Origin of the sequence: Halonotius sp. F2-221B, from assembly GCF_046719765.1 — an archaeon.
Lineage (GTDB): Archaea > Halobacteriota > Halobacteria > Halobacteriales > Haloferacaceae > Halonotius.
The window spans coordinates 132,695-152,091 of sequence record NZ_JABEBY010000001.1; the positions used below are offsets into that span (position 1 = coordinate 132,695).

Annotated in this window: 25 protein-coding genes and 1 pseudogene; 15 read left to right on the top strand and 11 right to left on the bottom strand. The window is 65.4% G+C overall.

Annotated elements, in window-relative coordinates:
• Positions 1–13: 13 nt before the first annotated feature.
• The 3 genes from HKK80_RS00725 to HKK80_RS00735 form a co-directional block, all read right to left on the bottom strand.
• Complete coding sequence (locus HKK80_RS00725; protein WP_411797693.1) at positions 14–439, bottom strand: ribbon-helix-helix protein, CopG family; 426 nt, start codon at positions 437–439, stop codon at positions 14–16.
• A 127-nt stretch (positions 440–566) separates the two neighbouring features.
• Complete coding sequence (locus HKK80_RS00730; RefSeq protein WP_411797694.1) at positions 567–1,235, bottom strand: RPA family protein; 669 nt, start codon at positions 1,233–1,235, stop codon at positions 567–569.
• Position 1,236: 1 nt separating this feature from the next.
• Positions 1,237–2,166, bottom strand: coding sequence for a replication factor A (locus HKK80_RS00735; protein ID WP_411797787.1), 930 nt, complete (start codon positions 2,164–2,166; stop codon positions 1,237–1,239).
• Positions 2,167–2,441: 275 nt separating this feature from the next.
• On the opposite strand from HKK80_RS00735, the gene HKK80_RS00740 reads away from it, so the two are divergent.
• Complete coding sequence (locus HKK80_RS00740; RefSeq protein ID WP_411797695.1) at positions 2,442–2,726, top strand: hypothetical protein; 285 nt, start codon at positions 2,442–2,444, stop codon at positions 2,724–2,726.
• Positions 2,727–2,747: 21 nt separating this feature from the next.
• Here the strand turns inward: HKK80_RS00740 and HKK80_RS00745 are convergent, their stop codons facing one another.
• The gene (locus HKK80_RS00745) at positions 2,748–3,260 is read right to left on the bottom strand and encodes a Tfx family DNA-binding protein (RefSeq protein WP_411797696.1); all 513 of its coding nucleotides are present in this window, start codon (positions 3,258–3,260) and stop codon (positions 2,748–2,750) included.
• A gap of 75 nt (positions 3,261–3,335) precedes the next feature.
• Positions 3,336–3,857 (bottom strand): TRAM domain-containing protein, encoded by a 522-nt coding sequence (locus HKK80_RS00750; RefSeq protein WP_411797697.1) that lies wholly within the window; start codon positions 3,855–3,857, stop codon positions 3,336–3,338.
• Positions 3,858–3,947: 90 nt separating this feature from the next.
• On the opposite strand from HKK80_RS00750, the gene HKK80_RS00755 reads away from it, so the two are divergent.
• Complete coding sequence (locus HKK80_RS00755) at positions 3,948–4,619, top strand: hypothetical protein (RefSeq protein WP_411797698.1); 672 nt, start codon at positions 3,948–3,950, stop codon at positions 4,617–4,619.
• A 15-nt stretch (positions 4,620–4,634) separates the two neighbouring features.
• Here the strand turns inward: HKK80_RS00755 and HKK80_RS00760 are convergent, their stop codons facing one another.
• Positions 4,635–4,973, bottom strand: a complete 339-nt coding sequence (locus HKK80_RS00760) for an SWIM zinc finger family protein (RefSeq protein ID WP_411797699.1) — start codon at positions 4,971–4,973, stop codon at positions 4,635–4,637.
• Between the two features lie 71 nt (positions 4,974–5,044).
• On the opposite strand from HKK80_RS00760, the gene HKK80_RS00765 reads away from it, so the two are divergent.
• From HKK80_RS00765 to HKK80_RS00785, 5 genes and pseudogenes are all read left to right on the top strand, one after another.
• The gene (locus HKK80_RS00765) at positions 5,045–6,175 is read left to right on the top strand and encodes a tRNA (guanine(26)-N(2))-dimethyltransferase (protein WP_411797700.1); all 1,131 of its coding nucleotides are present in this window, start codon (positions 5,045–5,047) and stop codon (positions 6,173–6,175) included.
• A 91-nt stretch (positions 6,176–6,266) separates the two neighbouring features.
• Positions 6,267–7,631, top strand: a pseudogene (locus tag HKK80_RS00770) (YihY/virulence factor BrkB family protein).
• Positions 7,632–7,717: 86 nt separating this feature from the next.
• A complete protein-coding gene (locus HKK80_RS00775) occupies positions 7,718–8,128 on the top strand; it encodes a transcriptional regulator (protein WP_411797701.1) in 411 nt (136 codons plus the stop codon).
• A gap of 11 nt (positions 8,129–8,139) precedes the next feature.
• Complete coding sequence (locus HKK80_RS00780; protein WP_411797702.1) at positions 8,140–8,718, top strand: NADPH-dependent FMN reductase; 579 nt, start codon at positions 8,140–8,142, stop codon at positions 8,716–8,718.
• A 139-nt stretch (positions 8,719–8,857) separates the two neighbouring features.
• Complete coding sequence (locus tag HKK80_RS00785) at positions 8,858–9,058, top strand: hypothetical protein (protein WP_411797703.1); 201 nt, start codon at positions 8,858–8,860, stop codon at positions 9,056–9,058.
• On the opposite strand, the gene HKK80_RS00790 is transcribed toward HKK80_RS00785, so the two are convergent.
• Complete coding sequence (locus HKK80_RS00790) at positions 9,059–10,042, bottom strand: biotin--[acetyl-CoA-carboxylase] ligase (protein WP_411797704.1); 984 nt, start codon at positions 10,040–10,042, stop codon at positions 9,059–9,061. It abuts the gene before it with no gap.
• Positions 10,043–10,109: 67 nt separating this feature from the next.
• On the opposite strand from HKK80_RS00790, the gene cofD reads away from it, so the two are divergent.
• The 5 genes from cofD to HKK80_RS00815 are packed head-to-tail and all read left to right on the top strand — an operon-like array spanning position 10,110 to position 13,582.
• Positions 10,110–11,099: a 2-phospho-L-lactate transferase gene (gene cofD, locus HKK80_RS00795; protein WP_411797705.1), complete on the top strand. Its 990-nt coding sequence runs from the start codon at positions 10,110–10,112 to the stop codon at positions 11,097–11,099.
• On the top strand, positions 11,092–11,847 hold the full coding sequence (locus HKK80_RS00800; RefSeq protein WP_411797706.1) for a tRNA-dihydrouridine synthase: 756 nt from the start codon (positions 11,092–11,094) through the stop codon (positions 11,845–11,847). Before cofD ends, HKK80_RS00800 begins: the two co-directional genes overlap by 8 nt.
• Positions 11,844–12,740 (top strand): triphosphoribosyl-dephospho-CoA synthase, encoded by an 897-nt coding sequence (locus HKK80_RS00805; protein ID WP_411797707.1) that lies wholly within the window; start codon positions 11,844–11,846, stop codon positions 12,738–12,740. Before HKK80_RS00800 ends, HKK80_RS00805 begins: the two co-directional genes overlap by 4 nt.
• On the top strand, positions 12,737–13,345 hold the full coding sequence (locus HKK80_RS00810; RefSeq protein WP_411797708.1) for a DUF447 domain-containing protein: 609 nt from the start codon (positions 12,737–12,739) through the stop codon (positions 13,343–13,345). The genes HKK80_RS00805 and HKK80_RS00810 overlap by 4 nt, the downstream gene beginning before the upstream one ends.
• Before the next feature lie 51 nt (positions 13,346–13,396).
• Positions 13,397–13,582: a 30S ribosomal protein S17e gene (locus HKK80_RS00815; RefSeq protein WP_411797709.1), complete on the top strand. Its 186-nt coding sequence runs from the start codon at positions 13,397–13,399 to the stop codon at positions 13,580–13,582.
• A gap of 34 nt (positions 13,583–13,616) precedes the next feature.
• Here HKK80_RS00815 and HKK80_RS00820 read toward each other — a convergent pair whose 3' ends face one another.
• On the bottom strand, positions 13,617–15,002 hold the full coding sequence (locus HKK80_RS00820) for an NAD(P)/FAD-dependent oxidoreductase (protein WP_411797710.1): 1,386 nt from the start codon (positions 15,000–15,002) through the stop codon (positions 13,617–13,619).
• Between the two features lie 87 nt (positions 15,003–15,089).
• On the opposite strand from HKK80_RS00820, the gene HKK80_RS00825 reads away from it, so the two are divergent.
• Complete coding sequence (locus HKK80_RS00825; protein ID WP_411797711.1) at positions 15,090–15,611, top strand: PAS domain-containing protein; 522 nt, start codon at positions 15,090–15,092, stop codon at positions 15,609–15,611.
• 26 nt (positions 15,612–15,637) lie between these two features.
• Here the strand turns inward: HKK80_RS00825 and HKK80_RS00830 are convergent, their stop codons facing one another.
• Positions 15,638–15,964 (bottom strand): hypothetical protein, encoded by a 327-nt coding sequence (locus tag HKK80_RS00830; protein WP_411797712.1) that lies wholly within the window; start codon positions 15,962–15,964, stop codon positions 15,638–15,640.
• A 100-nt stretch (positions 15,965–16,064) separates the two neighbouring features.
• Between HKK80_RS00830 and HKK80_RS00835 the strand changes: the two genes are divergently transcribed.
• Complete coding sequence (locus tag HKK80_RS00835) at positions 16,065–17,015, top strand: D-2-hydroxyacid dehydrogenase (RefSeq protein WP_411797713.1); 951 nt, start codon at positions 16,065–16,067, stop codon at positions 17,013–17,015.
• Between the two features lie 6 nt (positions 17,016–17,021).
• On the opposite strand, the gene HKK80_RS00840 is transcribed toward HKK80_RS00835, so the two are convergent.
• Together HKK80_RS00840 and HKK80_RS00845 are read right to left on the bottom strand one after the other, a co-directional pair.
• Entirely contained in the window at positions 17,022–17,534 is a 513-nt protein-coding gene (locus HKK80_RS00840; RefSeq protein WP_411797714.1) for a hypothetical protein, read from the bottom strand.
• Between the two features lie 242 nt (positions 17,535–17,776).
• A complete protein-coding gene (locus HKK80_RS00845) occupies positions 17,777–18,595 on the bottom strand; it encodes a DUF63 family protein (RefSeq protein ID WP_411797715.1) in 819 nt (272 codons plus the stop codon).
• Positions 18,596–18,696: 101 nt separating this feature from the next.
• Here HKK80_RS00845 and deoC point away from each other — a divergent pair, with 101 nt between their 5' ends.
• Positions 18,697–19,344, top strand: coding sequence for a deoxyribose-phosphate aldolase (deoC, locus tag HKK80_RS00850; protein WP_411797716.1), 648 nt, complete (start codon positions 18,697–18,699; stop codon positions 19,342–19,344).
• Positions 19,345–19,397: the final 53 nt, after the last annotated feature.

Below are 19,397 nucleotides of genomic sequence, written 5' to 3' on the forward strand. Positions count from 1 at the left end.
CGAGCCGGCCGATTCAGCCGAGTCGGAAGGTCGGTTCCTCTTCCTCGTCGGCCCCGACCTCCGAATCGAGATCCTCAAGCCGGACGATATCCTCTTCATCTTCGGTCTGCTCGTCAAGCCGGTCGTGGAGATACGTCACGTACTGCTTGTGCTCCTCCAACTGTTCGCGGAGGTGGTCGGCTTCGAGTTCGAGCCGTTCGTGCTCGCGGACGAAGCTTTTCGGCACCTCAACCTTCGGCGGGAAGGCGTCGGTGTCGTCGGCCTCGTCGATGCGTGACTCGGGGACGACCTCGACCTGTCCGTCGTGGGCAACGAGGGTTTCGACGTACTCACGAAACACCGCCGACAGCGAGATGTCGCGCTGTTCGGCGATCTCCCGCAGTTTCTCGAAGGAATCCTCGTTGACGCGAAACGAGATCGTCTTGTTTTTGTTTCCCATGGTGATTCCTCAGTTAGTTTCTAGTGAGCGGTGTGAATACTTAATGATTCGTCAGACGCGACGAGGCCGCTTACAGTGCGTACGTCGAAAACCGAAAGGCGAGTGGGTATATCGCTCCCGACCCCGATTACGCCTGTGGGCTCGGATCGGCGGCGTCGGCTGTTTCGGTGCCGTCGGCATCGGTGCCAGTGTCCGCGTCGTCGAGTTCATCGGTGGTTTCGAGACTTTCGAGCCCATCGATGACGGTGTCGGTGTATCCCGACACGTCGTCGCCGTACTCCTCGCTGGCCATCCGGGCGTACTCGTTGCCCGCCTCATCGAAGGCATCGATCCGGTCGAGCGTCCGGTCGGCCGTTTCGACGACCCATCGGTCGCGGGTGGCGGCGTCGACCTCGGTGATCGATTCGGGACGGACGGAGACGTTGATCTCGCCGTCGTCGGTTTCGTAGGTGCGTGGTTTGCCAACAACCGCGACGTAGGCCGGCGGTTCGGCCTCACGCAGCGCGCTGGCGGCGTCAGGCTGGTACTGACCGGCGTAGACGAAAAACGTCCCCGTCGGATCGACGATCCGGCCGCGCCAGTACTCGTTGTCCTCGCCGACATCCTCGGTTTCGGTGAGCGTGCCGACGATGAACACGCGGTTGGCGCGCTCACCGGTCGGCAACAGCAGGTAGACCGGCGCGCGGTCGTCGTCGCTCTCCTTGAATGTGTAGCTGGCGTCGTTGAACTCACCGGCGAACACACGCTGTGCGACCTCGCGGCTGACAGACTCAGAGTCGGATTCGGATTCGCTCATCTTAGATCGACCTCGCTTTGATCAGCACGCTCTCGGCATCTGCTGGCCCGTCGTGTTGTTCGAACTCGTTTGCGAGCACGTAGCGACCGAGTGTCGGCCCGGTGACGGTGTAATACCGGCCGAGGATATCGGCACGCATCTCGTCGGCAACGACTGTGGTGTCGAGGGCATCCTTGGCGAGCTGTTTGGCCTCCTCCAGCTCAATACCGGTCAGTTTCTCGGTCGCCTCGCGGTTGAAGATCACGTCCTGTACCGCGTGGCCGTCGTCGAGCACGGCCTTGATCCGGAGGTCGAACTCGCCGTCGACCTCGCCGTGTTCGGCACACCGGCCGTTCTGGAGGACGCGCGTACAGCCGTCCGCCGGACAGCGTTTGATCAGCCCGCTGCCCGACTGGACGTCGACCAGCGCGCCCTCGACCGTCTCGCTGTTGTCGCCGACCTCGATCTCCTCGTCGATCTCGGTGATCGTCGTGGTGCGGTTGAGTTTGACGGAGTAGGTGCCCTGGTACTCGTCGGTGACGACGTTTGAGAGCTCGTAGCACTGGCCTTCCTCGATTTTTTCGAGCTCGCTCGTCTCGAAGGCGACGAACTTGATCGTTCCCGACTCATCGCCAAGCAGGCCGACCTGAGAGATGGAGTCGCTGCGGGGATCCCAGAGATCGACCAGCTTCACGCGCAGGTCGACCCACTGCTCGTCTTGGTCGATATCGTTGACCAGCACCTGATCGCTGCCGCCCTGGCTGATCTCATCGCGTTCGAGGCCGGCTTCTTCGAGGTAGCTGTTTCTGACGCTCCGTGTGGCCTCATCAAGGGGAACTTGGTACTCCTCGACAAGCTGTTGGAGCTTCGTTTCGACCTCGTCTTCGGTGACATCGACGTGGTCTGAGAACTGTGCTGCAATCTCGGCTGCGTGTGTTCGCAGTTCGGTCATGGTGGTTGCCTCCGCGGTGTTTTCAATGGGAGACATACGGTGGTTGGTTCCGGATCGTATAAAAGGTATTGGGAGGGGAGTGAATGTGAAATTCGACAGCAAGCGATCGGGTGGATCGGTAGCGGGTCGGGATCGATAATGGGGTGATCTCGACGATGGGTAGCGTCGCTCGATCGGTCACACCAAGCTGCTCACCCGGATGGACGGCTCTCGGCAACGAACCCAAACTGACTCACTGGCAACGAACCTAAGCCACCGCTCGCCGAAAGGAGGCTATGGACGAGAGCGTTGAAGGCTTCCTGCGGGAGCGACTCCGGGCAGCCGGCCGAACCTACGAGCGCACACGCGCCGCCATCCAGGAGGGCCAAGCCGCCGTCAACGACAGCGAGGCGTTGCCAACCGACGCGGAGGGTCGTGCAAAGCTTGTCTGTCGTCGCCACGCAACGAAGCGGGCGGTCGCACTCGACGCGGAGGGCCGGCCCGTCTGTTTCGACGCCGACCACACCGACTGCGTCGGCTGTATCGAGGACATCGAGGCCGGGCGGATCGAAACCTGGTAGGCCGCAAACAGCCGCGGTTGACTACTGCGTTGCCTGTCGGACACGGATCGCACCCTCGGTTGTCAGGCTGACGAGGAGCCGCCGTTTGACGTTCCGCCCCTCGACCGCCGTGGAGGCCCCGTCACTGATTCGTTTCATCAGATCCGGGGCGGTGTAGGAGACCTTGATCCCCGCCTCGTCGGCGGCATCGAAGATCAGATTTGGCACGTCGTAGAGATCGGTCTCCGGCGGGATCTCGACGCGAACAGGGGCCGAAAGCGCCTCGGCAAACCCGACTGTCTCGGTCGCCTTGGCGACGTTTTCGCGGGCACTGCTCTCGATATTCGAGACGTTGGCCCGTGAGGTGCCGAGCCGGTCGGCGATATCCCGCTGGCGGAGGCCGTGTTCCCGAAGCGCGAGCACCTCGGCTTGCCGACGCGTGAGCACGTTTGTCTCGGAATCAAAGCCGATCCGGTCGAGGAGCGCGGCGACATCGAGCGTCTCACCGTCCGCCTCGGGGATCGTCGCGGGTGGCGTGCGATCACTGTCGGTCATTACTCAGAGATTGTCAGCGCGTCGCAAAAAGCTACAGATTTGACTGTCCATGGCAGGCGCAACCAACATCGAGGGTCAGCCGCCCCAGAAGTTCTCACGGCTGCCGAGGCGATCGCGGTCGGGGCGATCCTGCCCATCGCCCTCATCGGAGTCACCACCGTCCTCTTCGGCTGATTCCTCGGCGTCGTCGTCGGACTCGTCGTCGACACCAGCCTCGTCGCCGTCCGACTCCTCCGCGTCATCGCCCTCGTCGTCTTCGAGCGGCAGGCGTTCGACGATCTTTTTCGCACGAGCGTGGCTTCCCTTGACACGATCGATCCGAACCTTCGCGCGGGCCGGCGGCAGCAGCCCATCGACGAACACGATAAATCCATCCTGGGTGCTGCCGACGCCGGCCCCGCTTTCGTGGATGTCGTCGATATCGACGATGACCTCCTCGCCGGGGGTGACCGGCTGCTGTTTGAGCTCGCTGATCGGCATCCCGTAGTGCTGACACCACTCCGCGCCGCCGCGGTTCTCCTCGTAGTGTTGACATCCCATGCCCTGCACCCGCTCGGAGAAGCTGGGGCAGTCATCCGCCAGTGGACAGTTCGCCATACACCGTCGTAGCAAAGCCCCCGTCTAAACGCTTCCGCTGCCGCTATCAGCAAACGGGTGACTCTTTGGCATCCGGTGTGAGTCGCCTGTATGAACCGGTATGCCCCGGAGTTGGCGCTGATCGCCGGCGCGATCCTCGGGGTCGCGGCTGGGGGGTTCGTCCTGTTTTCGCTCGGTGAGCCGGCCTCAGCGATCGTCGCAACAGCCGTCTGCTGGTATCCGTTCGCCGCCTATGCGGTGGCCACAAGCGAGTCGCCGACAGCGGTGTTACCCCCGCGGCTCGTCACGGTCGTTGCCGGCGCTGCGGCGCTCATCGTCTGGGGTGGGATCGTGACACAGCGGTCGGCAACGATCGAGGCGGGTGTGGGTGGGTTGCTGTTGGGGCTCTGTGTCTTTCTTCCGGTGGCCGGCTACGCCTGTCGCTACGGAACCCCACCAGCACGCCAGCGGTCGGGAGCCATCTTTGTCGCAACAACCCTCGTCGCGGCTGGATTACTCGCTGTCGGTGGTCTCGCCGCGACCGGGGCTGCGGCCGTCAGCGCGCTGTTAGTCTATCTGGCCGGCTGGCTGTTCTATGCTGCCTACGGCAACCCGACACAGCAACGACGCCGACACACACTCCTCGGTGGGATGGGGCTGGCCGCCGGGTTGGTTGTCGTGGCTGGCCTCACCGCGGGGCCATCGGAACCGCTTGTCGCGGCGGCACTGGTCGCCGCCTTCGGCCCGCTGTTCGGCTACGTGTTGACAACCGACCGTCACTGAGCGGTCGCTGAGTGCTCACATGAAGTCGTGTACGTCGGAGTACCACATGTCGTGGTGGTCGACCGCATCGATTCGCTCGGCGATCTCAACGGCCAACGCGTGCCAACACTGTTCGTCCGCATCGAGGTTGTACTGGCTGTCCTTGCAGGTGCAGCCGCCGTCTTCGATCACATACTCGGATTCGTAACCGACGACGACGGTGAAATCGCGGTACCGCTTGACCCGTTGTTCGGCGACCGCATCGATCGCCCGGCCTCCGCGGTCGCCGTGGGCCGACAGGATCGCTGTCACGATCGCCGGCCGGAGCTCACCGGCCTCCGCGAGTGCCGCCCGCCAGTCGTCGACCTCGGTCACAGCCGGGGTATGCGGACGCCACCCTAATCAGGTTCGGTGTTCTTTTTGTCGTCCCGCCGCCGACCGTCGCTATGGAACTCAGCGAGGGCGGCGTCGAGATCGCCGTCGACCAGCCTCGGGACGGAACACGGGAGGGCAGCGGCGACGGCGTCTTCTTCAACCCGACGATGGAGCTGAATCGGGATATCACGGTCGCCGTGTTGCGCGCCTATCAGGAGCGGGAACCCCGCGTCGCAACCTATCTCGACGCGATGGCAGCGTCGGGGATTCGCGGCGTTCGCGCGGCCAACGAGGGGTACGACGTGACCTGCTGTGACACCGACAGCGAGGCTGTCGACCTCGCCAGCGAGAACCTCGCGCGCAACGATCTCGACGGAGAGACCGTCGAACGCAACGTCAACGCCCTGCTGCACGAGGAGATGTTCGATATCGTGGATCTCGACCCCTTCGGCACGCCGATCCCCTTCGCCGACGCTGCCTTCGCCCAAACTCGCAATATGGTCTGTGTGACCGCCACCGACACCGCACCGCTCTGTGGGGCACATCTCAACAGCGGCAAGCGAAAGTACAGCGCCGTACCGCGCAACACCGACTACCATCCCGAGATGGGGTTGCGAACGCTCATCTCCGCGCTGGTTCGGACGGCCGCACGCTACGATGTCGCCGCCGTCCCGATCTGCTCGCACGTCAGCCGCCACTACGCCCGAACGTATCTCGAATGCGACCACAGCGCGAGCCGCGCCGACGACCTGCTTGACTCGCTGGGGTTTGTCCACCACTGCGAGGACTGCCTCGCCCGCGAGCATGAGTTTGGGTGGTATCCCGCATCGTCGCCGGAGACCTGTCCAAACTGCGGAAGCAACCGCGTTGTGACCGCGGGGCCGATCTGGCTCGGCACGGTCGCCGACAGCGAGTTTACCGAACTGGTTCGCCAACAACTCAGCCCCGAGTTGGGCGAACGAAAACAGGCTGACAAGCTGCTGGCGACGGTCGCCGCTGAACTCGACACGCCGACACACTACGACCAACATCGTCTCTGCAAGCAGTGGGGCGTCCCGGCCAACGCGATGGACGACTTTCTCGACGATCTGCGAGCCGCGGGCTACGAGGCGACCCCCTCCCAGTACAGCGGGACGGCGTTCAAAACCGACGCGGATGTGACCGAGATCCGTGAGGCGGCCGCTCCAGCCGCCGACAGCTGAGTTAATAGGGCGAATCAGTAAGCGTTGATTACCGACAGCGAGGCCCGACCTCCACCGACTACTTTTCGGCGACTCCCCACAACAGAGAGTCGTGAACGCTCGAATCCGGGCGGCCGTCTCGACGACGAAGGCGGTCGTGGCGACGGCCAGAGACAAGGAGATCACCTTTCTGGCCGCCGCCGTCGCCTACTATGCCTTCGCCTCGTTGCTGCCGGCGTTGCTGTTGTTGCTCGTCGTGGCGACAACGGTCGGCGGCGCGAGCTTTGCCGAGCGACTCGTCACCCAGACCAGCGGGTTTCTGACGCCGGCCGGCCAGGAGGCCATCACGGGTGCGATCGCCGACGCCCCCGGAGCCGGCGGCGCGACCGTTATCGGGATCGTCCTGCTTACGTGGAGTACGCTGAAGGTCTTTCGCGCGCTTGATACCGCCTTTCTCACCGTCTACGGGCAGACCGACACCGTGGGCTTCGGTGATCAGCTTCGGGACGCGGTGCTCGTCCTCGTCGGAATCGGTGTCGGAATCCTCATCATGGTTGTCCTCGGGGTCGTGTTGGCCGCGCTGCCGCTTGGGCCGCTCGGCTGGCTTGTCGGGGTTCTTGGGCTGCCGGGCGTGTTGGCGCTTGCCTTACTGCCCGTCTACCGGCAGTTTCCGAACCCACCGATCTCCGTCCGGCAGGCGCTGCCGGGCACGGTGTTCGCGGCAGTCGGTTGGACACTGCTACAGGCCGGCTTTCAGATCTATGCCGCAAGCGCATCCCAGTACGCCGCCTACGGCGTCGTCGGCGGTGTCCTGCTGTTGGTGACGTGGCTGTATCTCGCGGCGAACATCGTGATCCTGGGTGCGATCATCAACGCAGTGTTGGCTGGCGTCAACAACGTGGAGTCACCACAATGAGGGAGATCATCGACGCCAGTCTCGATTTCGGATCGGCAGTTACAACACCCCGGCAGCCGAGGTGTCGGATACATGTCGCCTGAGCGAACCGGCGAGGGATCGAGTGCTGACGATGGGTCGAGCGGCGGCGATGCCGGCGCGGATGCGACAGCGCCCGACGACGGCGACCGCGTCGAGCCGCGCGGAGCCGCGGATATCGGCGAGCTTGAAGACCGGCTTGCGGAACTCCGTGCTGAGTTCGACGACTTCGAGGATGATATCGAGGAGCGAACCGTCGACAAATCGGCCGTCGAATCCGACCTCAAACGGTACGTCCGCCGGAAGCTGCGCCGCGGCCACGCCCGCGGCTGGGGGCCGTATCTCGTCTTGCTGTACGGCACCGTGATGACCCTCGGCGCGTTCTACTGGCTCAGCAACGACTGGCTGGCGATCCTCGCCATGCTGATCATCTTTCTGTCGACGCTCGGCCTCTACACGCTGTTCGTTATCGTCGGCGTCGGATTCAACGTCCTTGGCGCGCCCGGCAAAGCACTCGATCTCGTCCGCGATCGACGAGACTGATCTCGGCGTTCTTGCCGACAGCGGCGGCTGACAGGCGTCAGACGCTGGGATAGGCTTAGGTGGCTGCCGCCCGATACAACGATCAAATGGTCAAATCCACGGTTCGGTTCTCCGAGACGGTGATGGATCGTGTCGAGGAGCTCGTCTCCGGCGATCAGTTCTCCAGCAAATCGGAGTTCCAGCGGTTTGCTGTCGAGTACGTCCTGTCTGAAATCGACGATTACGAGCCAGAGATGCTTGATTTCGATGATGTCCGCGATGAGGTGTTTCCGGAACGTGCGCTGGGCCGCGAAGACCCCGACGGCGAAGGCGACGGCGAGTTCTATCAGGTCGCCGCCCGCGTCCGACAGTTCGCCCTCCGCGGGGAGATCGACACAGCCCGCGAGCTGATCGACACGCAGTACCCCGCGACCGACCCGCGAGCGATGGTGCTCGACGACATCATCGAAACCTACCGCACCGGCGAATCGGTCGGAAACCGCGTTGTCACCGAGTGATCGACCGGCCAATGAGTGATCCACACGTCCTCGCGCTTGTCGGGAGTCTCCGCGAGCACAGCTACACCCGACTGGCGACCGCCCACGCGCTTCGCGGCGCGGAGGCCGCCGGCGCGACGACCGAACTGCTCGATCTCCGCGAGTATGACCTGCCGCCGTTGAACCCCGACGCGGACGAACAGGGCGACAGCGCGACCGTCATCAATCGTGTCGACAATGCCGATGCCGTGATCCTCGGCAGTCCGATGTATCACGGTTCGTACTCCGGCGTGCTGAAAAACGCACTCGACTACTGCGGGTTCGACGAGTTCGAAGGAAAAACTGTTGGCCTGCTGGCCGTTTCCGGCGGCGCGTTCCCGGTGACGACGCTGGAGCATCTCCGGTCGGTCTGTCGCGCGCTCAACGCGTGGGTGCTCCCGCATCAGGCCGCTGTTCCAAAGGCCCACAGCGCGTTCGAAAACGGCGAGTTCGTCGACAGCGACACCGCCGATCGGGTGGCGACACTCGGCGAGCGTGTCGTTCGGTATGCGGATATCGAGCGTGAACCGCCGACATTCGAAAGCGATCAGAATCAGGGAGCCGACGATTGACAGGGTCGCACACCTCACTCAGCGTTCGACAGCCCCGGTCGACATGTTGTCGAGCATTCGACAGCCCCGGTCGACCCGCTGTGTTCCCCAAATAACCTGAAGCAGACCGATTATAGTTATCCAGCCGTTGGGAGCAACCATGAGCGAAGATCCACTGGAGACGGTACAGACGCTGCTTGAATCGGTGATCGAGGAAACCGACGACGCCGAGGTACACTACAAGCTGCGCTCGGCACTCCAGATCCTGGAAGCCAGCAAGGAGGAGGTCTCGACGCTGAAGGAAGCCGTCGCGGATCATCCCGAGCTCGAAGACCGGCTCAGCGATCTCGGCTACCTGTAGTTACGCCGGCCGGAGGTGCTCACAGTCGCCGGCGTGGACGATCTGTTCGCCGCTGTCGGTGTCGACGACGAGCGCGCCAGGGAATTGTACGTCGACGGCCTCGCCCTTGATCTGTTCTCGGCCCGTGTCAACACAGACTGTTCGACCAAGCGTGCTGCTGTAGGCCCGCCACCGATCGAGGACTGTGTCGGGGTCAGCCACCAGCGTCGACAGCGATTCGAGGATCGTCTGAAGCACCGCCCGGCGATCGACCGGGCCGACTTGTTCCTGTAGACTGGTTGCACCGTCCGGCAGCGCGTCGCCAGCGATGTTGGCGTTGAGCCCGATGCCGACGAGCAGCCACGAGACCCGATCGGCCTCGCCTTCCATCTCGGTGAGAATTCCCGAGAGCTTTCGGCCGCCGCGGTCGGCGGCGTCGCTATCGGCAGTTGCGTCCGCGTCGCCGTGCTCGCTGTCGTCGTCGCCGACGAGCACGTCGTTGGGCCATTTGAGCGTCGCGTCGACGCCGACAGCGCGACAGGCGTCGACAACGGCGACACCGGCAGCCAGCGTCACCAGCGGGACATGGGCTGCCGGCAGCGACGGATCGAGCACTGTTGAGGCCCAGATCCCGCCGGGTGGGGAGTCCCACGATCGCTCAAGTCGCCCCCGTCCGCCGGTCTGTTCGTCGGCAACGACGACGACATCGCGGTCGCTGTCGGCCGCCCGCTCGCGGGCGCGATCGTTCGTGCTCCCGATCGAGTCGTGGTACTCGACAGTGTAGGGGGCGTCCAACTCGTATTCGATCGCGGCCGCGCCGTAGTCGGGTACCGCTGTGATCGCGTAGCCGTCGTCGGTGCTTTCGATCGCAAAGCCGTCGTCCCGCAGGGCTTCGACCTGTTTCCAGACGGCGGCCCGCGAGACACCCAGTCTCTCGGCGAGTGCCGGCCCCGATATCGGCCCCTCTGCGAAGGCCGCGAGCAGTTCCCGGCGCGTCTCGTTCATACGACCGGCTTCGACGCCGACGACAAAGAGCCGTCGGATACAAGCAGGGCCGGGCCGAACCGGAGGTATGCTCACGCTGCTCGCCGGCGGGACGGGGACGCCGAAGCTGCTGGCCGGCGCGAAAGCGCGGGTTGGTTCCGCCACGCTGACCGTCGTCGGCAACACCGGCGACGACATCGAGATTGGCGGCCTGCTTGTCTGTCCGGATCTCGATACCGTGTTGTTCCACGAGGGTGGCGTTCTCGACACCGACCGCTGGTGGGGGATCGACGGCGACACCCACGAAACAAACAGCGAACTCCACCGGCTGGCCGACGCCGCCGGTCTCGACGGTGGCCCGCGATACCTTCCCGACGATCAGCAGACGGCCGGCCGCGAGCTCGCTCGCTGGCGACGTTTCTCGGCGGTTGCGGAGTTTCTGACCATCGGCGACCGCGACCGAGCCGTTCACATCACCCGAACGAGCCTCATCGACGAGGGTCGCTCACTTACCGAGACGACCGCGATCCTCGCCGACGCCTTCGATGTCGACCTGACGTTGCTCCCGATGAGCGACGATCCCGTCGCGTCGTTGATCCACACGCCCGACGGGATCATGCACTTTCAGGAGTACTGGGTCGGCCACCGTGGCGACGTTGCCGTCGACGATGTGGAATTTCGCGGTGCCGACGACGCCGAACCGAGCGACGAAGTGCTGGACGCATTCGACGATCCGGTCGTGATCGGCCCCTCAAACCCCGTAACGAGTATCGGGCCGATGCTCGCACTCGACGGCGTCGAAGCCGCACTCGATGCGACAGACGTTGTCGCCGTCTCGCCGTTCGTAGAATACCAGGTCTTCTCGGGGCCCGCGGCCGACCTGATGGCTGCAACCGGCCGGGAACCAAGCACGCAGGGCGTCGCCGATGCCTACCCCTTTGTCGACGCCTTCGTCCTCGACAGGGACGACAGCACCGACCTCGATCGCCCGGTCGTCCGCACCGATACAGAGATCAATACCGCCGCCGACAGCGAACGCGTCTTCGGGGCCGTCATGGAGGCGTTGAACCGTGTTTGAGCCGCGGCTCGCACTCGCCAGCCTGAGCGGCGAGGCCGACGCCGCGTGGGCACTGGCCGCGGCTGACTACGCCGGCGCGGCGTTTCTCGGCGGGATCGCTCTCGACGAGCCCGCCCGTGAGGCCGCTCGCAAACTCGTTGCCCGCGACCGCGAGGAGTTTCTGCCTCCCGATCCGCTGGCGTTTATCGACGCACAGCTTGCGGCGGTTGCCAACGCCGACGCGACGATCCGACCCGGAATGAACGTGCGAAGCACCACGGCCGCGCCGATCCGCGAGGCGGCGTCGATCTGTGCCGAGTACGACGCAATCATAGAAATCAACGCTCACTGTCGACAGGACGAGCTTTGTGCGGTTGGCTGCGGCGAGTCACTGCTGGCCGACAGCGATCGACTGGCCGAGTACGTCGCTGTCGCCGCCGAGACCGGTGCGGCCGTCAGCGTCAAGGTCAGAGCCGAAGTCGACGGCGTCGACCTTGTCGGGGTCGCCGAGCAGATCGAGGCGGCCGGAGCCGATGCGATTCACATCGATGCGATGGATTCCGAATCGGTCGTCGGCGACATTGCCGCCGCGACCGATCTGTTTGTCATCGCCAACAACGAGGTCAGGGACGCCGCAAGCGTCCGCGAGTATCTCGGCTACGGGGCCGACGCTGTCAGCATCGGGCGACCGAGCCGCGATCCCGATGGAGCGGTCTTCGGCCGCGTTGCGGCCGCCGTCGCCGAGTGCGAGCCGGAGGTGCCGCCGTGAGCGACTACCTCAACGGCTCCGCACCGAACCGCACAGCCGCCGACAACGCCCAGCTTGCCCTCCTGCTTGAGGTGAGCGCAACGCCGAAACCAGGCAACGTCGACCGCCACCGTGATCTCAACGAGCTCCGGTTTGAGCAGTTCATGGCCGGTGCGGTCGGCGCGGGCGCGGGGTTGCGGCGGGTGGCCGACGGCGACGAGATCGGCCCCGCCTTCGAGCGCGCGGTCGCCGGCATGGCCGAGCTGGCCGGCGAGAACACGCAGTTCGGCTGTCTGCTGTTGCTCGTGCCGCTTGTTCGGGCCGCCGCAAACGACGCACTCACACCCGACGGCGTCACCGAACTCGTCGAGGCGACGACCGTCGAGGATGCGATCAATTTCTACCGCGCGTTCGAACACGTCGATGTCGCCGTCGACGATCCACCCGAGGACGCCGACGAACTCGACGTGCGCCGCGGAAGCGACGCCGCCGAAACGCTCCGCGAGCGGGAGCTGACGCTCTACGACATCATGGCACTCTCGGCCGATCCCGACAAGGGGATTCCCGACGGCAACGCCCGCGAGTGGGTGACCGGCTTCAAGCGCGCCTTCGATGCCGCCGACCGGCTGCTGGCCGCCGAGGGGCCGATCGGCGATCGCACGGCCCGCGTCTTTCTTACCCTGTTGGCTGAGGAGCCGGACACGCTCGTGGCGATCACCCACGACGAGGCGACAGCCCGCAACGTCTCCGATCGCGCCGCCGCAGTCGCCGCTGACATCGCTGGCAGCGACGATCTTTCGGCCGCCGAGGAGCTGGCCGAGGAGTTCGTCGACGTCGGCTACAACCCCGGGACGACGGCCGATCTGACCGCCGCCGCGCTGTTTATTGCGCTTGAGCGTGGGCTGTCGGTATGACCAGCGACGACTGGCCGGTCGCGCTCCGGGGTGTTACCGAGTCGATCGTCGCCACGCTCGGCCCGAACGACCGCTGGAACATGGCCGCCCTCGGCCTACACGCGCCCGACGAACCCGGCGAGCCGGTCGAAGCGACAACGTGGGGCAACACCCGCACCAAGCGCAACTTCCACCGGCAGGGCGGCGGCGTCGTCCAGTTCACCGCCGATCCCCGCGAGTTCGTCGACGCCGCGGTGACGATCCGTGAGGCGGATCATCCCGTGCTGCCGAACGCCGACGCCTGGGTCGAGGTTGCCGCCGAGTCAGTCGAAACGGGAACCGAGGGCGACACCGAGTGGGAGCGATGGGAGCTTCGGCCGACTGAACCCGGCACCGTCGCCGACGAGCGGCCGCTGACGATCAACCGCGGGTTCGGGGCCGTGATCGACGCCACGGTCGCCGCCTCACGGTTGGACGTGCCGGCCTACGAGACAGCAACGTTGCTTGATCGGTTGTCGTACTTCGCGGAAACGGTCGAGAAATGCGGCGGGCCGCGGGAGCGGGCGGCCTTCGAGACGCTCAGCGAGGCGACCGAGTGGCGGTCACGCGTCGCTGACGACGGCTGAGGAGCCATCGCGGAACGAATCGTTTTAGTGTCGCTCCGGACAATCGCGGGTATGGCAATCAAACCGAAGTACGTCAAGCAGCTCGGTCGGACGCTGCTTGAGGATTATCCGGAAGCGTTCAACACGGATTTCGAGACCAACAAGGATCATGTCGCCAAGCTCACCACCGTCGAATCGAAGGGCGTCCGCAACCGCGTCGCCGGCTACATCACCCGGAAAAAGGCCGCCAAAGTCTGATCGCTGTTTTTACTCCTCTCAGCAGCCCGCCGAGTCAGTAGACGTATTCGTCGGCGGTCAGTTGGACGTAGCCATCTCGCTTGAACTGTCGTTTCCGCTTTTTGTAACGGTAGTACACCTTTGCGCCAGCGAACCCGGATTTCAGCGCGCTCGGCGTGAACAGCGTCGGCCCCTTCGCGGTCAGCATCTCCCGGACGGTTGCAAACGTCCGATCCCAATCGTCGGGGCCGTACTCCCGACAGAGGTCGGCAAAGGTGACGTTTCGCAGTAGCTCGTCGCCGATGGCGTCCTGCCAGCGGTCGTTGTACGCCGAAAGGTCGCCCGCGGCTGCCAACTCGCCGGCGATCGCGCCCGTGCGGACGGCGACGTGATCGCCGCCCTCGTGGAACGCCGAGGTCGTCCCCATCGCGCCGCCGGCGACAGCAATGCCGGCATCGACAGGCGATTCGATCGGCCGCGTCGAGGAGATGCTGTAGGTTTCGGTGCCGCCGCGCTTGCCGCGATCCTCGACGAGCGGGAAGTCGGTCTCGATGTCGTACTCGTCTCCCCAGACGCGTTCGAGCAGTCGGCGGATGTAGGTCGCGCCGTCGGGGATCGACTCGTCGTCAGGATGGATCAGCGGGTACTCCTCGCGGTCGTCGATGGCGTCGAGATCGAGGCCGATCGGCATCGTGAGGCCGACCCGGCAGACATTGTTGTCGTTTGGGAATACCCACGGATAGGCGGTGTGGCCGGGCATATGGCCCCACCAGAATTTGATCGCCGTGTTGAGCTCCGCGAAGACCTCTTCGGGGAAGCGGCGGTACTCCTGATAGGCGATATGGTTGGCTGTTGGTGCGGCGAGTCGCTCGGAGGCCGCCGTCTCGTCAGGTAGATAGTCGTCGAGGACGGCGTTCGTGACCGTTCGCTGGGGGCCGTCGGCGAGCACGAGGAAGTCGGCACCGATGTCGTCGCCGTCGGCGGTGTGGATCGTATGTCGTGGCTCGTCGCTGGCGGCCGGGTCGCTGTCGACGCCGCGGACGCGGACGCCGACGCGGTACTCGGCTCCGGCGGCTTCGGCGCGCTCCCGCAGCCAGTCGTCGAAGCGTGCGCGATTGAACGTGTAGCCGAAATGCTCGTAGTCGGAGTCGATGCCGGTGCTTGTCAGCGTGCAGGATTCAGTCGGGCCGATGAATTCGGCGCGGTCGAGATGCTGGACGAGAACGCCGTCGGGAAACTCGTCGGGGTGGATATCCATGATCTCCACCCAGTAGTCGAGGATGCCCGCCGCGTCCGTGGAGTCGGGACCGAGTGTCTCGCGGTCGGCCCGCGGGACGCCCTTCTCCAACACGAGGGCCTCGGCACCGTCGCTGGCGGCGGCGTGGGCGGCAGCCATCCCGGCGGGGCCGCCGCCGACGATGGCAACGTCTACGCGTTCCATACCGTTCACCCGGCCGGTTCGAGTATTAAACCCACGGAACGCGAACGGAAACTCAACCGATAACTGGTTTCGGTGCCGAACGCCGGTATGACCGCGAGCACGGAGTTGGCCGAACTGCTCGACGCTCGGCATGCGGCCGCCGAGCCGACGATCCCCTCGCCGGCGGTCGCCGAGTCGGTTGCGGCTCACGTTGGCGAGATTCGGGCGGCCGCACCACCAGCCACCCACGGCGGTGGCGACGAGCCAGCCATCGACTGGGCAACCGAAGCGATGGATGAGACACCGGTCAGCATGGTGATCTCCGGGCCAGCCTACGCCGACAACCCGATCTGGTATGTCAATGACGCCTTCGAGACGCTGACCGGCTACGACGAGCGCGACGTACTTGGCGAGAATCTGCGGCTATTGCAGGGCGAGACAACAGACGCCGACGCGGTCGCTGATCTTCGAGAGGCGGTCGACATCTGGGAAGCGGCGGTCGTCGAACTTGATAACTATCGGGCCGACGGGAGCCGGTTTCGGAACCGGGTTGCGATCGCGCCGATCCCTGACGAAACGGGGACGATCAGCAACTGGGTCGGGCTGCAGGAAGCCGTCGACAACGCGTAGGGTTGGCTGTCGTCACGGAGCCTTGACTACCCGTTTCGATCACGGTTGTCGGCATCCTGTTGGATCTCCTCGATGGCGGCTTCCTGTTCACCGCGGGCCAGCCCGCCGGATTCGACATGCCGGCCGTCGTACTGCCGGCGGGGGATCGCGTTCCACACCGATCCGTCGCGCTCGTCGTCGCTGCCGGCGACACGAATGTAGAGGAGAATCGAGAGCCCACCCACGACAAGCCCGGCCGCGGGCGGCGGCAACAGCGACGCCGGCGCGGCGATCACCGGCGCGAGCAGCAGGAGGGCAGCAAGCACCGTTACCATCCCTTTGGCGAGCGAGGAGAGCCCACGGGCGGAGGCCATATCAGAGCTGTTCAGATACAGTAACAAATCGGTTCGGTCAACGAGAGGGTTCGACATCGATGCCCGTAGACTCAAGCCGCTGGCAGCAAACAGGAGGAATATGTCCACGCCACAGATCGCTGTCCTGCGACAGAAGATCCACGGGCTTTCAGCCGATGACTACGCGGCGGCGTTGCGAGACGCACTTCCTGACGCCGAGATCGCCGTCGCGGCGACCCCACGCGAGGAACGCGAGCTTGTGGGATCGGCACCGATCGTCACCGGCTACGATCTGGATGCGGAGCTGATCGAAACCGCCGACGATCTTGATCTCTTCGCCGGCGTCTACGCGGGCGTCGACCATCTTCCGTTGGAGACCTTCGAGGAAAACGACGTGGCGGTGACCAACGCCTCCGGCGTCCACGGGCCAAACATCGCGGAGTACGTGATCGGTGCAATCCTGAGCCACGTCCGGGGCTTTCCGCGGGCACGCCGCCAGCAGGACAACCGCGTCTGGCAGTCGTATCCCGCCCGCGAACTCCAGGGAAGCACGGTGACCGTCGTCGGCCTTGGGGCGATCGGCTCGGCGGTCATCGACCGGCTCGACCCCTTCGGCGTCGAGACGCTTGGCGTTCGCTACACCCCCGAGAAGGGTGGCCCGACCGACGAGGTGTTTGGCTTCGATGAGATACATACAGCCCTCGCCCGCACAGACTATCTTGTGTTGGCCTGTCCGCTGACGGATGCGACCCGCGGGCTGATCGACAGCGACGCGCTGTTGACGCTGCCGACCGAGGCGTTTCTCGTCAACATCGCCCGCGGCGGCGTCGTCGACACCGACGATCTCGTGAGCGCGCTGCAGGCCAACCGGATCGCCGGCGCGGCCCTTGATGTGACCGATCCCGAGCCGCTGCCGGCCGACCACCCGCTGTGGGGATTCGACACTGTTTCGATCACGCCACACAACGCCGGCCACACGCCGCGGTACTACGAGCGCACCGCCGAGATCCTCGCCGACAACGTCGAGCGATACCGCAACGGCGAGACCGACTTCGAGAATCGGGTGGTGTAACCCGGCTCAGCCGGCCACCGACACCACGATCGCCGGCGCGACCACCAACACCGTCGCCCCATAGACGAGCGCCGAGCGAAGCCACTGGCCGCGAACCGCTGTCGCCTGCTCCTCGTAGGGGCGACCGCCGGCCCGCGGAAGTACCAGATGCGCGAAAAAGGCGTAGATGAACCCCACGACGACGCCAACGCCGAGCAGATGCGCCGGGAGTGAGACACCGAACGCCGCCCCCAGGGTCGGCATCGCCCGGTCGACGCCGATGGCGACAAGCCCGTACAACAGCCCGGCCAGCCCGCCGGCGAGATGGTGGGCGATCATCGCCGTCCGAAACCGAACGTCCGCCGGCGGCGAGCGCGTCAGAACCCCGGCAGCGATGTAGGCCGGCGTGAACCCCTCGGGCTGGCGGCTCATCGGCCAATCCATCACGAGGGCGGCGACCACGCCGGCGACAACACCCACAGCGAGAAACAGCGGCTCCGGTACCGCTCCCGGCAGTAGTCCACCCATCAGCGATCCCATACCCGAGGTCACCGGGGCGATCCGTAAATAAGCTCGTCAGACGCGGCGTGCGACGCGATAGCGTTCCGGGCGAGTAGCTGTCCGACTGGAGAATACCGACCGATAGTTCCTCGCAGGAGGTCAGATCGGATCGGGTTGTGCTGACGACACCACCAGCACTCGGCGTATGCACAGCGAGTCGTTCGCGGCGGGAGCGGGGGTTCTCTCATCTGTTCGCGGCTGCGTCGACAAATACGATCCGCTCAACCGCCAACAACCGTAAACAACAGCAGATTGTGGGCGCCTGGGCCGAGCCCGACGGCGGCAACAAACCCCAACAGCGCGTACCCCTCAGTTGGCTCGGCGTCGACATACTCCCGAAAGAGCACGACGACCCCGGCGGCAACGCCGATCTTGACGAGAACGAACAGCCAGCCGACACCGATGGTCTCAGCGGTCGGCAGGGCTGCTGCCGCGTCAAGGATCAGTTGGGAGAGCGGCGTGCGCTCGCCGAACCCCAACACATCGACGCCGATCGCCGTCGAGACGCCATCCAGCGTGTGGCCGAAGAGGGCAAGCAGCCCGACCGCGCCGGTTGTCGCCGTCGCCGCCGGTCGGAGCCGCCGGAGCCCTAGCCAGCCGACGGCGGTCAGCGCGACCGTCACCAGCAGCCCGGCGGCCGGCCACGCCGGCGCGAGCGTCCCCCGAGCCGCTCCGACGCGTAGCGCGACGACGACCGTCAGAAGAACCGCGACGACCCCCCCGCCAGCAAGCAGCGAGGGAACCCGTGTCGGGCGAACGGCGTCGACGACGAGCCAGCCCGCCCCCGCCAGGATCGCGGTTGTGAGATACACCGCCGCCGTCCCGCCGAACGGGGCGACGGTCGCCGGCAGGCCATCGATCCCGTAGAGAACGTGCAGCGTCGAGCCGAGGGCCATCCACGGCGTCAGCGAGAGGATGTGGCGGGCCGCAACCGGCGGCCGTCGCCGGGCGAAGCCGACGCCGACGACGGCAACACCAGCAAGCAACACGAACGCGTAGGGCAGCGGCGGGAGGCTAAAGCCAGCCGGAAGCAACACCATACCCTCGGTTTTGGTGAGTCGGTAGAAAGGGTTGTGGTCGCCGGCGTCGTGTGTTGCTCACTGGTGGGGAGCTTTTTGCCGCTAGGTGGTCTCCGGAGCGTATGAAGCGCGCCGACCTTGCGGCGATGATCGACCACACCGTTCTGGGGCCAACGACGACGGCTGACGACGTTTCGGGTGTAGTGAGCGAGGCCACCGCGGCTGGCATGAACGTCTGCATCCCACCCTGCTACGTCGATAGTGTCGCCAGCGACGCCCCGGATGCTCTCACCGTCGCCACCGTCATCGGCTTCCCACAGGGCCAAGCCGATCCCGAGATCAAACGCGAGGCTGGCTCGGTCGCCTGGAAAGCCGGCGCGGACGAACTCGACGTGGTGCTCAATGTCGGTCGCCTGAAAGCCGGCGCGGATGACGCCGTCGCCGACGAACTCGGCGCGGTCGTCGCCTCGGTGCCGATCCCGGTGAAGGTCATCATCGAAGCCGGGCTGCTTACCGACGAGGAGAAACATCGTGCCTGCGAGGCCGCCGTCGACGCCGACGCCGATATGGTGAAAACCTCAACCGGCTTTGCCGACAGCGAGCCGAGCGGGACGACCGTGGCCGATGTCGAACTGATGGCCGACTACCTGCCGGTCAAGGCCAGCGGTGGGATCGCTGACTACGAGACGGCGATGGCAATGATCGAGGCGGGAGCCGCGCGGATCGGGGCCTCCAGCGGGCCTGCGATCCTCGATGGCGCGCCCGAATAGCGGCGAGGGGGTCGAAACAGCAACCTCTTAGGGTGCCGCCCGAATTGCCTTCG

What these genes read in the sequence shown, in the direction of transcription:
- HKK80_RS00765 (WP_411797700.1), top strand. Translation starts at nt 5,045, where the DNA reads ATGGAACTCAGCGAGGGCGGCGTCGAGATCGCCGTCGACCAGCCTCGG.
- HKK80_RS00775 (WP_411797701.1), top strand. Translation starts at nt 7,718, where the DNA reads ATGGTCAAATCCACGGTTCGGTTCTCCGAGACGGTGATGGATCGTGTC.
- HKK80_RS00815 (WP_411797709.1), top strand. Translation starts at nt 13,397, where the DNA reads ATGGCAATCAAACCGAAGTACGTCAAGCAGCTCGGTCGGACGCTGCTT.
- HKK80_RS00840 (WP_411797714.1), bottom strand. Translation starts at nt 17,534, where the DNA reads ATGGGATCGCTGATGGGTGGACTACTGCCGGGAGCGGTACCGGAGCCG.
- deoC (WP_411797716.1), top strand. Translation starts at nt 18,697, where the DNA reads ATGAAGCGCGCCGACCTTGCGGCGATGATCGACCACACCGTTCTGGGG.
- HKK80_RS00790 (WP_411797704.1), bottom strand. Translation starts at nt 10,042, where the DNA reads ATGAACGAGACGCGCCGGGAACTGCTCGCGGCCTTCGCAGAGGGGCCG.
- HKK80_RS00810 (WP_411797708.1), top strand. Translation starts at nt 12,737, where the DNA reads ATGACCAGCGACGACTGGCCGGTCGCGCTCCGGGGTGTTACCGAGTCG.
- HKK80_RS00820 (WP_411797710.1), bottom strand. Translation starts at nt 15,002, where the DNA reads ATGGAACGCGTAGACGTTGCCATCGTCGGCGGCGGCCCCGCCGGGATG.
- HKK80_RS00755 (WP_411797698.1), top strand. Translation starts at nt 3,948, where the DNA reads ATGAACCGGTATGCCCCGGAGTTGGCGCTGATCGCCGGCGCGATCCTC.
- cofD (WP_411797705.1), top strand. Translation starts at nt 10,110, where the DNA reads ATGCTCACGCTGCTCGCCGGCGGGACGGGGACGCCGAAGCTGCTGGCC.
- HKK80_RS00825 (WP_411797711.1), top strand. Translation starts at nt 15,090, where the DNA reads ATGACCGCGAGCACGGAGTTGGCCGAACTGCTCGACGCTCGGCATGCG.
- HKK80_RS00740 (WP_411797695.1), top strand. Translation starts at nt 2,442, where the DNA reads ATGGACGAGAGCGTTGAAGGCTTCCTGCGGGAGCGACTCCGGGCAGCC.
- HKK80_RS00735 (WP_411797787.1), bottom strand. Translation starts at nt 2,166, where the DNA reads ATGACCGAACTGCGAACACACGCAGCCGAGATTGCAGCACAGTTCTCA.
- HKK80_RS00750 (WP_411797697.1), bottom strand. Translation starts at nt 3,857, where the DNA reads ATGGCGAACTGTCCACTGGCGGATGACTGCCCCAGCTTCTCCGAGCGG.
- HKK80_RS00845 (WP_411797715.1), bottom strand. Translation starts at nt 18,595, where the DNA reads ATGGTGTTGCTTCCGGCTGGCTTTAGCCTCCCGCCGCTGCCCTACGCG.
- HKK80_RS00835 (WP_411797713.1), top strand. Translation starts at nt 16,065, where the DNA reads ATGTCCACGCCACAGATCGCTGTCCTGCGACAGAAGATCCACGGGCTT.
- HKK80_RS00730 (WP_411797694.1), bottom strand. Translation starts at nt 1,235, where the DNA reads ATGAGCGAATCCGAATCCGACTCTGAGTCTGTCAGCCGCGAGGTCGCA.
- HKK80_RS00830 (WP_411797712.1), bottom strand. Translation starts at nt 15,964, where the DNA reads ATGGCCTCCGCCCGTGGGCTCTCCTCGCTCGCCAAAGGGATGGTAACG.
- HKK80_RS00780 (WP_411797702.1), top strand. Translation starts at nt 8,140, where the DNA reads ATGAGTGATCCACACGTCCTCGCGCTTGTCGGGAGTCTCCGCGAGCAC.
- HKK80_RS00745 (WP_411797696.1), bottom strand. Translation starts at nt 3,260, where the DNA reads ATGACCGACAGTGATCGCACGCCACCCGCGACGATCCCCGAGGCGGAC.
- HKK80_RS00725 (WP_411797693.1), bottom strand. Translation starts at nt 439, where the DNA reads ATGGGAAACAAAAACAAGACGATCTCGTTTCGCGTCAACGAGGATTCC.
- HKK80_RS00785 (WP_411797703.1), top strand. Translation starts at nt 8,858, where the DNA reads ATGAGCGAAGATCCACTGGAGACGGTACAGACGCTGCTTGAATCGGTG.